The 15,111-nt window shown below is 74.2% G+C and carries 16 protein-coding genes; 7 read left to right on the top strand and 9 right to left on the bottom strand.

The genetic code is table 11. The annotated features are described in order from the left end of the window. Window positions 1–12 precede the first annotated feature (12 nt). Together AB0O53_RS25005 and AB0O53_RS25000 are read right to left on the bottom strand one after the other, a co-directional pair. Window positions 13–936, bottom strand: coding sequence for an aminoglycoside phosphotransferase family protein (locus AB0O53_RS25005; RefSeq protein WP_365198329.1), 924 nt, complete (start codon window positions 934–936; stop codon window positions 13–15). Window positions 937–1,011: 75 nt separating this feature from the next. Continuing rightward, complete coding sequence (locus AB0O53_RS25000) at window positions 1,012–1,620, bottom strand: GPP34 family phosphoprotein (protein WP_365198326.1); 609 nt, start codon at window positions 1,618–1,620, stop codon at window positions 1,012–1,014. A gap of 305 nt (window positions 1,621–1,925) precedes the next feature. On the opposite strand from AB0O53_RS25000, the gene AB0O53_RS24995 reads away from it, so the two are divergent. Further along, window positions 1,926–2,864 carry a class I SAM-dependent methyltransferase gene (locus AB0O53_RS24995; RefSeq protein WP_365198323.1) on the top strand — a complete coding sequence of 313 codons (939 nt, stop codon included), beginning with the start codon at window positions 1,926–1,928 and terminating at the stop codon, window positions 2,862–2,864. A 110-nt stretch (window positions 2,865–2,974) separates the two neighbouring features. Here AB0O53_RS24995 and AB0O53_RS24990 read toward each other — a convergent pair whose 3' ends face one another. From AB0O53_RS24990 to AB0O53_RS24980, 3 genes are all read right to left on the bottom strand, one after another. Continuing rightward, complete coding sequence (locus AB0O53_RS24990) at window positions 2,975–3,820, bottom strand: SDR family oxidoreductase (protein WP_365198320.1); 846 nt, start codon at window positions 3,818–3,820, stop codon at window positions 2,975–2,977. Between the two features lie 184 nt (window positions 3,821–4,004). After that, on the bottom strand, window positions 4,005–4,220 hold the full coding sequence (locus AB0O53_RS24985; RefSeq protein ID WP_403139765.1) for a hypothetical protein: 216 nt from the start codon (window positions 4,218–4,220) through the stop codon (window positions 4,005–4,007). A gap of 209 nt (window positions 4,221–4,429) precedes the next feature. Beyond that, the gene (locus AB0O53_RS24980; protein ID WP_350999641.1) at window positions 4,430–5,026 is read right to left on the bottom strand and encodes a TetR/AcrR family transcriptional regulator; all 597 of its coding nucleotides are present in this window, start codon (window positions 5,024–5,026) and stop codon (window positions 4,430–4,432) included. 189 nt (window positions 5,027–5,215) lie between these two features. Between AB0O53_RS24980 and AB0O53_RS24975 the strand changes: the two genes are divergently transcribed. Then, window positions 5,216–6,175: an alpha/beta hydrolase family protein gene (locus tag AB0O53_RS24975; RefSeq protein ID WP_350999458.1), complete on the top strand. Its 960-nt coding sequence runs from the start codon at window positions 5,216–5,218 to the stop codon at window positions 6,173–6,175. 99 nt (window positions 6,176–6,274) lie between these two features. Here AB0O53_RS24975 and AB0O53_RS24970 read toward each other — a convergent pair whose 3' ends face one another. Together AB0O53_RS24970 and AB0O53_RS24965 are read right to left on the bottom strand one after the other, a co-directional pair. Then, window positions 6,275–6,652, bottom strand: coding sequence for a nuclear transport factor 2 family protein (locus tag AB0O53_RS24970; RefSeq protein ID WP_350999456.1), 378 nt, complete (start codon window positions 6,650–6,652; stop codon window positions 6,275–6,277). Window positions 6,653–6,937: 285 nt separating this feature from the next. Beyond that, window positions 6,938–7,483, bottom strand: coding sequence for a MarR family winged helix-turn-helix transcriptional regulator (locus AB0O53_RS24965; protein ID WP_350999453.1), 546 nt, complete (start codon window positions 7,481–7,483; stop codon window positions 6,938–6,940). A gap of 251 nt (window positions 7,484–7,734) precedes the next feature. On the opposite strand from AB0O53_RS24965, the gene AB0O53_RS24960 reads away from it, so the two are divergent. The 3 genes from AB0O53_RS24960 (at window position 7,735) to AB0O53_RS24950 (ending at window position 10,934) form a co-directional block, all read left to right on the top strand. Continuing rightward, a complete protein-coding gene (locus tag AB0O53_RS24960) occupies window positions 7,735–8,805 on the top strand; it encodes an alkene reductase (protein ID WP_365198315.1) in 1,071 nt (356 codons plus the stop codon). A gap of 41 nt (window positions 8,806–8,846) precedes the next feature. Continuing rightward, window positions 8,847–9,761 carry an NADP-dependent oxidoreductase gene (locus tag AB0O53_RS24955; protein ID WP_350999447.1) on the top strand — a complete coding sequence of 305 codons (915 nt, stop codon included), beginning with the start codon at window positions 8,847–8,849 and terminating at the stop codon, window positions 9,759–9,761. 378 nt (window positions 9,762–10,139) lie between these two features. Next, on the top strand, window positions 10,140–10,934 hold the full coding sequence (locus AB0O53_RS24950) for an alpha/beta fold hydrolase (protein WP_350999444.1): 795 nt from the start codon (window positions 10,140–10,142) through the stop codon (window positions 10,932–10,934). A gap of 66 nt (window positions 10,935–11,000) precedes the next feature. On the opposite strand, the gene AB0O53_RS24945 is transcribed toward AB0O53_RS24950, so the two are convergent. Further along, window positions 11,001–11,495, bottom strand: coding sequence for a MarR family winged helix-turn-helix transcriptional regulator (locus AB0O53_RS24945; protein ID WP_350999441.1), 495 nt, complete (start codon window positions 11,493–11,495; stop codon window positions 11,001–11,003). A gap of 65 nt (window positions 11,496–11,560) precedes the next feature. Between AB0O53_RS24945 and AB0O53_RS24940 the strand changes: the two genes are divergently transcribed. Together AB0O53_RS24940 and AB0O53_RS24935 are read left to right on the top strand one after the other, a co-directional pair. After that, window positions 11,561–13,726: an MMPL family transporter gene (locus AB0O53_RS24940; RefSeq protein ID WP_365198310.1), complete on the top strand. Its 2,166-nt coding sequence runs from the start codon at window positions 11,561–11,563 to the stop codon at window positions 13,724–13,726. A 191-nt stretch (window positions 13,727–13,917) separates the two neighbouring features. After that, the gene (locus AB0O53_RS24935) at window positions 13,918–14,211 is read left to right on the top strand and encodes a hypothetical protein (RefSeq protein WP_350999436.1); all 294 of its coding nucleotides are present in this window, start codon (window positions 13,918–13,920) and stop codon (window positions 14,209–14,211) included. A gap of 101 nt (window positions 14,212–14,312) precedes the next feature. Here AB0O53_RS24935 and AB0O53_RS24930 read toward each other — a convergent pair whose 3' ends face one another. Continuing rightward, complete coding sequence (locus AB0O53_RS24930; RefSeq protein WP_365198307.1) at window positions 14,313–15,062, bottom strand: hypothetical protein; 750 nt, start codon at window positions 15,060–15,062, stop codon at window positions 14,313–14,315. Between the last annotated feature and the right edge of the window lie 49 nt (window positions 15,063–15,111).

The raw sequence follows: 15,111 nt of genomic DNA, 5'->3' as shown, positions 1-15,111 counted from the left end.
AAACGCTCCACTTCAGCGGCGGGGGAGTGCCTCGGCCACGACGGTCTGGGAGACACCGATGGCGGTCCGCCCGTCCTCGATGTCCCACAGCGTGTTCTGCAGCAGCCGTGCCAGCGTCCAGCCGGCCGCCCGCGGACGGTCCAGCCCGAGCGCCTCGGTCAACAGGTCGAAGCGGCGCCGTACCACCCGGGGCGCGTCCCCCGCGGCACCGAGCTCCTCCCAACCGCTGTCCAGCGCCGGCCACAGGTCGAAACCGGGGTCGCCGACGAGGGGTTCGGGGTCGATGGCCAGCCACGGCTCGCGCTCGGCGGCCAGGACGTTGCCGTAGTGCAGGTCCCAGTGCAGCATCCGGTCACCCGGATCGCCGGCCAGTTCGGTGACGGCCGAGGCCCACGCACCCAGCCGCCGCCGGTCGGCGGGATCCGTCAGGGCGGTGGCGGCCGCCGGCACGGACGCCAGCATCTCGCGCGCGACGTCACCGAGGCCGCGCAGGCCCTCGGGCGCCGGGACCCGGTGCAGCCGGCCCATGATCGCGGCCAGGGTGCCCATGGCCAGGTCGTCGTCCTCGACGCGGGCCAGCGTACGGGAGGCATCCAGGCGCTCCAGCAGCATGGCGCTGCTCTCCGGGTCGTGGTCGAGCAGCCGCACGATGCCCTCGCCGTCCCACGCCCGCAGCCCGATCAGCGCGGCGGTCGTCTCCTCGCGGGGCATCTGGAGCCTGAGCGCGGCCCGCGTCGCGTCCGTGCGGCGCACCGGCACCACCAGCGAGGCCTCGCCGCAAGCGAGGCCGCCGTCGCGCTCCAGCCCCCACCGGTCGAGCAGCTCCGCCACCAGGCGGGGCAGCCGCGCGACCCAGGCCCGCTCCTTGTCACCGCCGTTCCTCGTGTACGACGCGACCAGGGCCTCAGGAACGTCGATGACCTGCGGTAAACCCATGGGATGTCCTTTCACGGAGCGGGCCGGCCGACCAGGCCGACCAGGCCGACCAGGCCGGCCCGGCCGGAGGTGTGGCTAGGGGACCCGCCACACGTTGGCGAAGGCCGCGTTCTCGATGGAACGCCGCTGGCGTACGGCCTCCAGTTCCATCACCGCGTCGTTGACGGCGGCCACCACGGTCGCCACCGCTTCGTCGTCCGGGCCGGCACCGTCCCGGGGGCCCTCACCGCGGCGGACGCCGATGGCCGCGGCGAGGGCCGCGAGGACGGGTTCGTCCTCCTGCCAGCGGCTCTGCGCGAGGCGCCGGGCGGGTGTGTCCACCAGCTCCATACGCTCGGCCCCGAGATTCAGCAGACCGCGCCGCGCACGCGCCAGCAGGCCGTCCTCCTCGAACGCGGCCTGGTAGGCCGCCGCGAGGTCACGGCCCCTGCGCCACAGCCAGTCCTCGACGCTCTCGTACGGCACCTGCCGCACGAGGGCCGAGGCGGCCGCACCGAGCAGCCGGTCGTCCGGGTCCGGCCCGGTGCCCGGCACGATGAGGTCGCCGTCCAGGCCGATGGCCCCGGCCCGGAGGAGATCGACCAGTTCGGCGCCCGCGAGGGACAGGGACAGGTCGCCCTGCCCCACCGAGCCCTCCGGCCGGGGCTCCAGGGCGATGGTGAACAAGTCCTTCGCCGTGTTCATGGAAGGCTCCTCGTCGTCGGCCGCACCCGCGTCCCCTACCGGGGCGGGGTGAGGGGCAAGTATCCCCCAGCCGTTGCCCGTTCCCCCTCCACCACCACGTCCACCGCCATGTCCGCGACCAGGTCCGGGACCGGGTACGGCCCCCGTCGCGGGGCCCCAGGATTGCGGAGCCACGCAGTCCCTTTGTGAATCACATGCCGATTCCGCGCACGTCTCGTCACACGTCCGCCCAGGGCTTAGGGTGCCGTTACCCGGCCGGGTATCAGCGCGAAAACAGATGCCACTCCGCTGGAGGATGACTCTCCGTGTCGCACGTTTCACAAGCTTCCGTCACCACCCCCGACGGTGAGCCGGCCCCGCTCGTCCCCACCACGTACGGCGAGGTCAAAGGGTGGTTCTCGGCATACGACCAGGTGCTCTTCGACTGGTTCCTGACACGTCAGAACAGCGGTGAGGGGAAGCAGCCGGGCGACCTGCTGGAGCTCGGCGCCTTCATGGGGAAGAGCGCGATCTTCCTCGGACGGTACCTCCGGCCCGGTGAGGAGTTCACCGTCTGCGACCTCTTCGACTCGCCCGCCACGGACGACTTCAACGTCGCGGAGAACCGAAGCTCCTACCCCACGCTCACGCGGCGCGGCTTCGAGACGAACTACCTGGCCTTCCACGAGGCGCTGCCGACGCTGATCCAGGCCCCCACCTCCGTCGTCGCCGACGAGGTCAAGCCGGCGAGCTGCCGGTTCGTGCACGTCGACGCCTCGCACCTCTACGAGCACGTCGTCACCGACATCGCGTCCTCGCGCCTCGTCGCGACCCCCGACGCCGTGGTGGTCTTCGACGACTACCGCTCCGAACACTGCCCCGGCGTCGCGGCCGCCGTCTGGACCGCCGTGGTCACCGGCGACCTGCACCCCGTCTGCGTCTCCGCCTCGAAGCTCTACGCGACCTGGGGCGACCCGGAACCCCACCAGGCGGCCCTGCTCGCGTGGCTGGAGGAGCGCACCGACCTCTGGCACGGCGTGGACGTGATCGACGGCCGCCCCCTGGTACGCATCGGGGACCACGGCGTGGTCGCGCCGGAGCCCCCGCAGCCGCTCCGCCCCGCGCCGCCGGCGGAACCCGCCCCGGCCCCGGCCCCCGCTGCCGCGCGCAGGCCCGGTGCCCGCTGGCGCAAGCTGGCCAAGGACCTGCTCCCGCCGGTGGTCACCCGCGCGATCGTCGCCCGCAACCGCCGCCGCAGGGCCTGATCCCCGCACCCCCGGACCGGATCCGGTCCGGGGGTCCGGCGCGGCCGGTACGCGTCGGCCACCCCGGCACACCCAGGCACACCCCGGCCGCAGGTCACCCCGGCCGCAGGTCAGACCGGCGGCGGGACAGGGACAGGGCCCTGGGTGAGGATCCGGGCCGCGGCGAATTCCTCGCGCCAGGCATCCTCGGCCGCCTCCAGGTACCCGTACGCGTCCTCGCCGACCGGGATCCGCAGCGGAGTGGGCCCCCCGGAACCGACGATCCCCAGGACCCGCGCGGCGAAGTCCTCGGGGCGCCCGGTCTCCGGGTGGTCCGCGAGGCCCCGCGCGCCTTCGAGCATCTCGCGGTTGGTCACGTCGTAGGCCGGGATCCGCCGGTGGGCCTGCGTCATGGACGTGCCGTACCGGGTGGCGAACATGCCCGGCTCGATCACCGTGACGCGGATGCCGTGCGGGGCGCCCTCGACGGCCAGGGCCTGGCTCATGCCCTCCAGCGCGTGCTTGCCGGCGACGTAGGCGGCCAGACCGGGGAACGCCATGCGGCCGACGATGGAGGAGACGTTGACGATGTGACCGTGGCCCTGGGCCCGCATCAGCGGCAGGACCAGGCGGGCGAGCCGCCACGGGCCCACCACCAGGGTCTCCAACTGGTCGCGCAGCTCGGCGTCCGACACCTCCTCGACCGCGCCGAACAGCCCGACGCCCGCATTGTTGACGAGGACGTCGATGCCGCCCAGCCGGTCGGCGGCACGGCGCACGGCCTCCTCGCAGGAGGCGGCGTCCCGCAGTTCGAGCGGGATCGGCACGATGCGGCCCGGCCCGGCGGCGGCGAGGTCCTCCAGGTCGGCGGTCTTGCGCGCCGTGACCGCCACCTCGTGCCCGGCCCGCGCCGCGGCCGCGGCCAGCGCCTGCCCGAGGCCCGAGGAGCATCCCGTGACCAGCCAGCGTCGTCCCATGCGTTCCCCCGTGACCGTCGAGTCCCTGCCGGACTGTGGTGGTGACGGTCATGGTCCTGGTCCGCGGGCGCGCGGTCATCCCTCCCGCAGGGGCGTGCGGAGGCGCGCAGGCGCACGTACGGGCACGCCGCGCGCGACCCGCCCGCACCGCGCCGGCCGTGCGCGGCCCCTCGCGGCCCGGCCCTCAGACGGCCTCGGTCGCGAAGAGCTCCAGGTGGGAGCAGCGCGGGCAGCGGAACGCCTCGATACGGCGCCGGGGTCGGCCCAGCCGTTTGGCACCCCCGAACAGGCCGCGTTCCAACGGCCCGGCTATCCAACGGGCGTACCCCCGAGCCCCCTCGCCCGCGTCCTCGACGAAACCCGGCTCCAGGCCGACGCCACCGCAGTACGTACATCTCATCGAATCCACCGGACGAGTGTATGAACCACCCGCACCCGCGGCGGGGGCCGGTGTCCGCGGGCCACGCGTCGAGCTCCGGGAGGCGTTCTCCGGGGGGCGTTCTCCGGGGGCGGCCGGGCGGCCTCCGGCCGGCCGGAACACGTAGCCGCAGGATGACGGGGACCGCCCGTCCCCGTCCCCGGCGCCGGGGACGGGTCTGCGGACCGGCCTCAGGCCGCCGGGGGCCGCTGGAGTCCCTGCAGGAGGAGGGCGACCAGGCGCCGGGGGTCGTAGCGGGGGTCGTCGTCGCGCCCGATGCAGAGGTTGCCGATGCCGCGCATCAGCTCGTAGGGCTGTGTGCCGGACCTGATCTCGCCGGCCTCGGCCGCGGCGTCGAGCAGTTGGGCGCAGACGGGCAGCAGCCGGTCGAGGAAGTAGGCGTGCAGCGCGGCGAAGCGGTCGCTGTCGGACTGGAGGGCGTCGGCGAGGCCGTGCTTGGTCACCAGGAAGTCGACGAAGAGGTCGGTCCACCGGCGCAGTGCGTCGAGCGGGGAACCGGCGTCGGCCAGCAGGTCCGGGCCGGCTTCGGCGCACGCCTCGATCTGGTGCTGGTACACGGCGGTGACCAGGTCCGCCCGGGTCGGGAAGTGGCGGTAGATCGTGGCCATCCCGACGCCCGCCCGAGCCGCGATCCGGCGGATCGGCGCGTCGACGCCGTCGGTGACGAACACCTCGGCCGCGGCGGTGAGCACCGTCTCCCGGTTGCGCTGGGCGTCGGCCCGCTTGCTCCGGGACGGCGCATCCCCTGCAGGACCCTCGGCGGCCATCACGTTCTCCTTCGACACCGGTTGACAAAACGGAGCAGCGCTCCGAATACTAAATGGAGCAGCGTTCCGTTTCAGCTTAGCCGAAACGGACCCCTCTGACCGCCCTGCCCCCATGCCCTCATGCCCGCCCGCCGGCTGCGGATGCCGGGGCCGGCGGGCGGCAGGCGCCACCGAAAGGGAACCCCCACCGTGAGCACATCCACCACCGCCGACGTGCCGGGCACGCCCGTCCCGGTCCTGTCCCTCAGCCCTGTGGTCCTGCCCGTGCCCGGACGCCCCGTGGACCTCCATGTACGCGTCTCCGCACCCGTGACCGGCACCGGCCTGCCCGTCCTCCTCCTCTCCCACGGCCACGGCCCCTCGCACCACCTCTCCTCGCTCAACGGCTACGCACCGCTCGCCAACTCCTGGGCGGCGCACGGATTCGTCGTCGTCCAGCCCACCCACCTCACCTCCAGGACGCTGGCCTCCCAGGTCGCCGACGCCCCCGGCGCACCCGACTTCTGGCGCTCCCGCGCCGAGGACATGACCCACGTCCTCGACCGGCTCGAGACGATCGAGGACGCCGTGCCGCAGCTCGCCGGGCGGATCGACCCCACCAAGGTCGCCCTCGCCGGACACTCGCTCGGCGGCTTCACCGCCGCCCTCCTGCTCGGCGCCGGACTCACCGACCCCGACACCGGGAACCCGGTGCACCTGCGCGAGCCGCGGATCAAGGCCGGCGTCCTGCTCGCCCCGCCCGGCAGGGGCGGCGACGTCTTCAACGGGCCCATGGCGCGGCAGTGGCCGGTCATCGGGGCCGTCGACTTCTCCACCATGGACGCTCCCGCACTGGTCGTCACCGGCGACAAGGACGACCCCCGGCACTTCACGGACATGGGCCCGGACTGGCACGCCGACCCCTACACCCTCGCCCCCGGCCCCAAGAGCCTGCTCACCCTGTTCGACGCGGAGCACGGGCTCGGCGGGATCGCCGGATACGACGCCGCCGAGACCACCGACGAGAACCCCGAGCGGGTCGCCGCCCTCGCCCGGCTCACCGCGGCCTACCTCCGCACCCGCCTCCACCCCGGCGACACCGCCTGGCAGACCGCCTGCGAGGCACTGGCGACCGGCCCCGACCCGGTGGGACGCATCGTGTCCAAGTAGCACCCCTGCACGGCCGGCTCGCGGTCCACGTGAAGAGGGCCTGAACCCGTACGGGTTCAGGCCCTCGACCGCGACATCCCCGCCGGGCACCCGCCGGGCCTACATCGGCTCCACGAAGGGAACCCGCCACTGCGGGCGCGGGTCGGCGCCGTTGGCCGTCCAGTACTCCGTCCCGCGGACGATCCGTCCGTCGCGGACGGTCCAGAACGACGCCGCACGGAACACCCCGACGCCTTCGTGCGGAACCTCGACCTCGGAGACGACCTCGTCGCCGGCGGCGACGATCCGCAGCACCCGGATCGCCCAGCCCTCCGGATACTCGCGGTTCACCGCGACGTAGTTCTTCCCGCCCACGATGCGCTCACCGCTGACCGGCCACTCGACGACGGCATCCTCCGCGACCAGCGCGGCAACACCGTCCCAATCCCGCGCCTGGATGCGCTCCCACAGCGCCTGCACCACTCTCGAAGACTCCATGGGGCACACCCTGCCACGCACCCCTGACAGCCGGGACGGGCCACCGCACGCCCGTACCCCGTACCCCGAACTCCCGCCCCCGCGGCCCTAGGTCGTCTCTTTCGGATCTTGTCGGCCGAGCCCGCGTTGTCCGGTGCCGTGGATCGCAAGGCGGAGGAGCTCCTCGTGTACTGGGCGTACTCGGGAGCCCCGACAACCTGGGGGTCCCCCCGGACGGAGTCTGGGGGATGAGGTGTGGTGCCGGGCAGCGCGGGCCCGGCAAGATCCGAAAGAGACGGCCTAGTCCTACGTGCCGGGCTCCGCCGACTGGGCCCCGGCGCGTACGAGGTTGTGCTCCAGGCGCTCCAACGTCGCCAGGGCGTCGGCGCGTTCGGCGTCCGAGAAGCCCGCGGCCGAGAGCTCCTCGAGCTGGCTCCAGACCCGCTCCACCTCCTGGCGCAGCGCGTGGCTGGCCGCTGTCGGTTCGATGAGCGAGGCGCGCTTGTCGGTGGGGGAGGGGCGGCGGCGGACGAAGCCGGCCTGTTCGAGGCGGCGGACGGTGCGGGTCATCGTGGCGGCGTCGGAGTCCATCAGGCGCACCAGGTCGATCTGGCGCTGGGGACCCAGTTCCCAGAGGTGCATCATGACCAGCTCCTGGCCCGGGTGCAGGCCGATGCGGCGCAGCAGCTGTCCCGCGAACATGCGGTGCAGCCGGGCCAGCCGGAAGATCGCATGACTGATCGGTCCGCCGGCGGCCGCGCCGGGGACCGGCACGGTGGCTTTCCCCTCCGCCCCTGCCGCCCCTTCCGCCGCTACGGAAACCTGCCCGGCCTCGGACGTGGACTCGGCCATCTCTTTCCCCACTCTCCTGTTTGAGCAGGAGAACTCTACCCGCATTCACGTCCCTCGGCGGTGATGGCGCCGGTCGAGCGCGCATACGCGCAGACGGGCGGCGGCTCCTGACGTCTCCTGCCGCACTTGCGAGCCTCGGGAACCCGGTTTACTGTTCAGACAGGTAATTTACTTGTTCGGACAGTAAATGGCGGGTGGGGCCACGACGTGCCACCCGGCCCACCGAGCCCCACCGACCCAGAGGAGCGACCATGACCACTGCTTTCGACCCGATCGTCCTGGGAGGCACACGCCTCGCGAACCGGATCGTGATGGCGCCGATGACACGCAGCCGCGCCCACGGCCCCGCAGCGGAGCCGACCGAGATGATGGCGGCCTACTACGCGCAGCGGGCCGGCGCCGGGCTGATCGTCACCGAGGGCGTCCAGCCCTCGCCCGTCGGCCAGGGCTACCCCGACACCCCCGGCCTGCACACCCCCGGCCAGGTGCGGGCGTGGCGGACGGTGACCGACGCCGTGCACCGCGAAGGAGGAGTGATCTTCGCGCAGCTGATGCACACCGGCCGGATCGGCCACCCCAGCCTGCTGCCCGACGGCCTGACACCGGTGGGACCCTCCGCGGTCGCCGCCCGGGGCCGGGTCTACACCCACCAGGGGCCGCAGGACTTCGTCACGCCGAAGGAGCTGACCGAGGAGGAGATCCGGCAGACCGTCGCCGACTTCGCGACCGCCGCGCTCCACGCCGTCGAGGCCGGATTCGACGGCGTGGAGATCCACGGCGCCAACGGCTATCTGATCCACCAGTTCCTCGCGGACAACACCAACCACCGCACCGACGCCTGGGGCGGCTCCACCGAGGGCCGGATCCGCTTCGCCGTCGAGGTCGTCACGGCCGTGGCCGAGGCGATCGGAGCTCGGCGGGTCGGCCTGCGGATCTCGCCCGGAAACCGCTACAACGACATCGTCGAGGACAACCCGGGCGAGATCTACGAGCCCCTGCTGGCCCGGCTCGCCGACCTGGATCTCGCCTACCTGCACCTGATGGAGGGCCCCGACTCCGCACTGACCCCCCGGCTGCGCAAGGAATGGCCCGGCACGTTCGTCCTCAACCCGTTCACCCACCCCGACTCCACCGGCCCCGACGCGCTCGGGCTGATCGAGGACGGCAGCGCGGACATGGTGGCCTACGGGGCGCTGTTCCTCGCCAACCCCGACCTGCCCCGCAGGCTCGCCGCCGGCGGCCCCTTCAACACCGCGGACCCGGCCACCTTCTACGGCGGCGACCACCGCGGCTACACCGACTACCCCACCCTCACCGCTTGAGCGGCGGCCCCGCCCGCGGGGCCCCTACCAGGGAGTTCCTGATGTCCAAAGCGATCACCTTCTCCGAGTACGGCCCGCCCGAGGTGCTGCGCCTGTCGGAGGTCGCCGCTGCGCAACCCGGCCCGGGCCAGGTCCGGATCCGGGTGCGTGCCGCCTCCGTGAACCCGTTCGACATGAAGGTCCGCTCCGGCCTGATGGCCGGCGCCGTCCCGGCGCGCTTCCCCGTGGTCCCCGGCCTGGACGCGGCCGGTGTCGTCGACGCGGTCGGCGAGGGAGCCGGCGCGGCCGTGGGCGATGAGGTCCTCGGCGCCACCGTGGGCGGCGCGTACAGCGAGTACGCGCTGCTGGAGCGGCCGGTCGCCAAGCCCGCCGCACTGCCCTGGGAGGTCGCGGCCTCGCTGGTGACCGTCGGCCGGACCGCCTCGCGCGTCCTCGCCGAGTCGGGCGTGCGCCAGGGGCAGACCCTGCTCGTCCACGGGGCCGGCGGCAGCGTCGGCATCATCGCGGCACAGCTGGCCGTCACCCGCGGCATCACCGTCGTCGCGACGGTCGGCGAGCGCGACATCGAGCGGATCACCGCGCTCGGCGCCACCGCCGTCCGCTACGGCGACGGCTGGGTCGGGCGGGTGGAGGCCGCGGCACCCCAGGGCGTCGACTTCGTCCTCGACGCCTCCGGCGCCGGCGTCCTCGCCGACTCCGTCGCCCTGACCGGCGACAGCGCGCGCGTCCTCACCATCGCCGACATGTCCGCCGCGCAGTACGGCGTCCGCTTCAGCGCCGGCAGCGCCGACGGCGCCGACCGGGCCGAGGACGCCCTGCCGCAGCTGGCCGCGCTGGCCGCCGACGGCCGGCTCACCCTGCCCGTCTGGCGGACCTATCCGCTCGCAGAGGCCGCCACCGCGCACGCCGACCTCGAAGCCCGCCGCAACCGCGGCAAGGCAGTCCTGCTGCCCTGACCCTCGGTGCCGCCGCCTCGTGCCGAGCGCGAGGCGGCCCCATGCGCCACGGCCGGTGCTCTCGACCCCCAGCCCCGGCCCGCGGTCCACCGCGGCGGCGGCCCCACGCGCCCGCCGGCCCGGTTGCGTGGCCCAGCCCCGGCCCGCGGTCCACCGCGGCGGCGGCCCCACGCGCCCGCCGGCCCGGCTGCGCAGACCGCCCGATGCCGACAGGGCCGGAGCGGCCCCCGCCCCGGAACCGTCCCAGGACCCGCCCCAGGGCCCGTCCCGGAACCCGGCCGGGCCCGGCCGCCCGGCACGCAACTGCGTTCCGCCCGCGGCCCGTACGGCCCTCACGGCCCGACCGTTCGACCCCCACACCCGCAAAGGGGAACACCCATGTCCGCACGCACCCTGCCCGAGGCGTCCTTCGCCCGCACCGCTCTGGGCTCCGGCCCCGGCCTCGCGCTCGCCCACGGCGCCGGCAGCAGCGTGGCCGGCACCTACGGACCGGTCCTGGAGGGCCTGGCCGCCCGCCACACCGTCGTCGGCGTCGACTACCCCGGCAGCGGCGACACCCCCCGCTCCACCACGCCGCTGTCGCTCGACGACCTGGCCGACCAGCTCGTCGCCGCCGCCGTCGCCGAAGGCCTGGACACCTTCGCGGTGTCCGGGTACTCCCTCGGAGGGCCCGTCGCCGTCCGCGCGGCGACCCGCCACCCCGAACGCGTCACCGCCCTCGTGCTGACCGCGACCTTCCCCCACCGGGACAACCACCTCGCCCTCGCCCTGCGGATCTGGCGCGAGCTGGCCGGGCCGGGCGACCGCCGCGTACTGGCCGAGTACCTGACGATGATGGCCCTGGGCGCCGACGCCCTGGAGGCCATGCCCGCCGAGCAGCTCCGGCAGGCGATCGGCTTCACCGCCGACAGCGTCGCCGACGGCACCCCCGAACACGCCGAACTGGCCCTGCGGGCCGACGTCCGCGACGACCTGCCGCACATCACGGCACCCACCCTGGTCATCTCCACCACCCAGGACCGGTTCACCTCCACCCGCCTGCACCACCGGCTCGCCGACACCATCCCCGGCGCCCGGCTCGCGGAGATCCGCACCGGCCACCTGCCCATGGTGGAACGCCCCGGGGAGTGGCAGAAGCTCATCACCGAATTCCTCGCCCGGCACGGCGCCTGAGCGACCCGCGGCGCCCCGCAGCGACCCGCAGCGCCCCGGCGGCGACGCGGCGGCGGCGACGCGGGCTCAGCGGCGCACGCGTGAGAGCTGGTCGTTCATCTCTCCCAGGAACCGGACGATCGTGCGCAGTTCGTCCGGGCTGAAGCGGGCGCGCGCCGCATCGGTGGACCTGGCCAGCGGCCGGAAGTACTCGCGCGCCGCCTCGCGCCCGGCCTGGGCGTAGTGGATGTGCACCACGCGCCGGTCGTCGGCGGCCCGGACCCTGCGGATGTGGCCGGCCTTCTCCAGCCGGTCCAGGCAGGCCGTCGTCGCGCCCGAGGTCAGGTTCATGTGGCTGCTCAGCCGCCCGGGGGTCATGGGGCCGGCCTCCGCGTCGCGTTCGGCGTCCAGTACGGCGATCAGGGCCTGCACGTCCGTCAGGTGCAGGCCCTGCGCGTGCGCGAACTCCTGCGCGATCCGGTTGAACTCGGCGTTCATCGCGCGCAGCAGCACGGCGAAGGACTGCAGTCCGATCGGGTCGTCGGACGGGAGTTCGGAAGGGGGCGTGTCGGCGCTGCGCATCTCCTCAGCATATGATCTCTCGATCGTTGAGATACTTTATGGTCGAGTGAATGGAAGGCGTGTCCATGAGGAGCTCCTCGCGGTGGTCGCGGTGGTTGCGATGGCTGGTCCCGGCGGTCCTGCTGGTGACCTGGCTGGGAATCGGCGCAACCCTCGGCCCCTACGCCGGAAAACTCGGCGAGGTCGCCACCAACGACCAGGCCGCCTTCCTGCCCCGGAGCGCGGAATCCACCAGAGTGCTCCAGGAGCGCAAGGCCTTCGAACGCGCCGAGTCGGTGCCCGCGATCATCGTCTGGCAGGCGCCCGGCGGCAGCGCCGTCACCGATGCCCAGCAGCAGGACGCCACCCGTGCCGTCGCCGCCCTGACCGGGAGGACGGGCATCGGCGGGCCGCCCTCGCCCGCCCTGCGCTCACAGGACGGCCAGGCCCTGCAGGCGGTCGTACCCCTCGCCCCGGACCTCGGCGAGGAGTTGCCCGCCGTCCTGGACGACGTACGCGCGGCAGCGGACTCCGTACCCGGCCTGAGCGCGCAGATCGCCGGTCCCGCAGCCACCCAGGCCGACCTCGCGGACGCCTTCGCCGGCATCGACGGCCTCCTGCTCGGCGTGGCGCTCGGCGCCGTGCTCCTGATCCTGCTGCTCGTCTACCGCAGCCTGCTGCTCCCCCTGGTGATCATCATCAGCGCGGTGTTCGCCCTCGGCCTGGCCTGCGCGGTCGTCTACGCACTGGCCGACCGCGGCATCGTGCGGGTCGACGGACAGGTCCAGGGGATCCTGTCCATCCTGGTCATCGGCGCGGCGACCGACTACGCGCTGCTGCTGGCCGCACGCTACCGGGAGGAACTCGCCGCCCGCGGCGACCGCACGGCCGCGGCGCTGGCCGCCGTCCGCCGCTCGGCGGGCGCGATCACCGCCAGCGCCGCCACCGTGGCCCTGGGCCTGCTCGCCCTGCTGGCCAGCGACCTGACCAACAACCGGGCCCTGGGACCGGTCGGCGCCATCGGCATCGTCTGCTCCGTCCTGGCCACCCTCACCTTCCTGCCCGCCGTCCTGGTCCTCCTCGGCCGGGCCGCGTTCTGGCCCGCCACGCCCAAGCCCGGGGACGCCACCGCGGAGGGACACCGGGTGTGGCACCGCATCGCGGCCGTCATCGACCGGGCACCCCGCCGGGTCTGGGCATCGACGACCCTGCTCCTGCTCGTCCTGGCCGCGTTCTCCCCGGCCCTCTCCTCCGGCGGCGTCCCCCTGGACGAGATCTTCGTCAAGGACGCCCCCTCCGTCGCCGCGCAGAAGACGCTCGGCCGGCACTTCCCCGGCGGATCGGGCCAGCCGGCCGTGATCATCGCCGACGCCGCCCGGGCCGCCGACGTGCAGGCCCTCGCCGCCGCCACCGACGGAGTCGCCTCGGCCACCCCCGTGACGGCCACCGGACGCCCCGGCGAAGGCGAACCCCTCACCGTCGACGGCCGCATCCGCATCGACGCCACCCTCACGGCAGCCGCCGACAGCGACACCGCCAAGCGGACCGTCGCCGCCCTGCGCACCCGCCTGCACGCCGTGCCCGGGGCCGACGCCGTCGTCGGCGGCTACACCGCCCAGCAGTACGACACCGAACGGACCGCGGCCCGCGACCGCACCGTCATCGTCCCGGTCGTCCTCGGCATCATCCTGCTCATCCTCGTCCTGCTCCTGCGCTCCCTCCTGGTCCCGGTCCTGCTCGTCGCGACCGTGGCCCTGAACTTCCTGGCCACCCTGGGCGTGTCCGCACTCGTCTTCGAGCACCTGCTCGGCTTCAGCGGCACGGACGCCTCCGTCCCCCTGTACGGCTTCGTCTTCCTCGTCGCCCTCGGCGTCGACTACAACATCTTCCTCATGTCCCGCGTCCGGGAGGAGTCCCTCGTCCACGGCGTACGCGAAGGCGTCCTGCGCGGCCTGACGACGACGGGCGGCGTCATCACCTCGGCCGGCGTGGTGCTCGCCGCGACCTTCGCCGCGCTCATGGTCATCCCGCTCGCCTTCCTCGTCCAGATCGCCTTCATCGTCGCCTTCGGAGTCCTTCTCGACACCCTCGTCGTGCGGTCCCTGCTGGTTCCGGCCCTGGTGATCGACATCGGCCCGCGCAGCTGGTGGCCCGGCGCCCTGGCCCGCGGACCCCGCACGACACCCGACGGGGCGTCACCACGCCCGCTGCCGGACCCCGTGGCAGGGGAGTCCGGCCGGCGCCCGACGTAGGGCCCGCGGGCGGCGTTCGTCACCGCAGCGGCCCCGGAGAGCGCGCGCCGGGCTGGTCCTCCAGGGGGACGGCGGCGTCCTGCGGGGTGCGCCTGCGCCGGCGCCCCTGCCCGTGGACGTAGGGTCACCGGCGCGGCAGGGCGCACGCCGTGCCGCGGGCGAAGTGCGCTCCTGGCGGACGGGGTGGTGTGGTGGCGGTTCGGGACCGGAGCGAGGTCATCGGCAACAGCGGCCTGCTCGTGCTGCACGTCGCGGTCGGCCACAAGTCCTCGGTGGAGATCCGCGAACCCCGCGACGTGCTCACCCTCACCCGGAAGGTGAACGCGGTGTCCATCCAGGTGGTGGAAGACCCGAACTTCACCACCCTCAAGACCGGCCAGACCCTGCCGTGGGGAGCGATCCGCGCCCAGGGACCCGAAGGCACCCGGGTCCGCTACCGCATCCGCACCCGCGGGGACGTGACGGGCACCCCGGAGTTCGACTGACCGCCGAGCCGGACCGCGCGGCGAACCCGGCGACCTGCCGCGGGAGGACCAGGACGTCCGCCGGGCGCCGAGGCGGGACGCCCCGGCGAACGCCACACCGGCTAACCGCCCCCGCCCCCGCCCCCGCCTCCGCCGCATCCGCTGCCGCCGCCGCAGCTGTAGCCCCCGGCGCCGCTGATGCCGATACCGGAGGACCCGCCCCGGCCCGGTCCGCGGGGGCCGGGGCGCCGCCGGGGCGCGGGCCGGGTGGTGCGCCTGACGTGGAGTTCGAGCAGGACGGCCGGCCCCAGGGCCTGCTCCAGCGCCGCGAGGAGCCGCCGGGCGTCGGTGTCCGGACCGAGGACGGCCCGGCAGACGTCGGAGCCGTCCCGGATCAGCCGCAGCGTCAGGACGCGGGTGGCGGGGAGCGGGTCCCCGGCGTACGGCTCCTCGATCTCCTGCTCCAGGCGCAGCCGGTCCGGCTCCTGCGACAGCCACCACGGACCGCTCCCCAGACCGCGCACCAGACACACCCCGGGGGGATCACCGGCCGCGGAGAACCTGATCCGGTACACCCGCGAGCAGGCCACCGCCAGGGCGCCCGCGAAGCCCGCGACGACGGCCGCGGACACCGTCCAGAGGGCCACCACCCCCACCGCGGCCCACCCGGCACCGGAGAAGAGCACGACCACCGCCACCGGCAGGACCAGGGCGAGCCCGAGGAGACCCGTACCGAGCGCCGTCGACGCGGCGCTCCCCAGCGAGCGCGGCACGGTGCGCCAGGAGCCGCCGCCCGCCCGCAGCACCACGTCCGTCGTCCCCGACCCGCCCCGCTCCACGCTGCCGGGCACCCCCGGGCTGTGTGCCGTCACCGCCTCACGGTAGATCTGACACCGGGTCACTGACCAGATGCCGCCCCCG

It is taken from the genome of Streptomyces erythrochromogenes (assembly GCF_040684695.1).
Classification (GTDB): Bacteria; Actinomycetota; Actinomycetes; order Streptomycetales; family Streptomycetaceae; genus Streptomyces; species Streptomyces erythrochromogenes_C.
The sequence above is the reverse complement of the archived record's forward strand: the minus strand, read 5'-3'. Positions and strand labels throughout refer to the sequence as shown.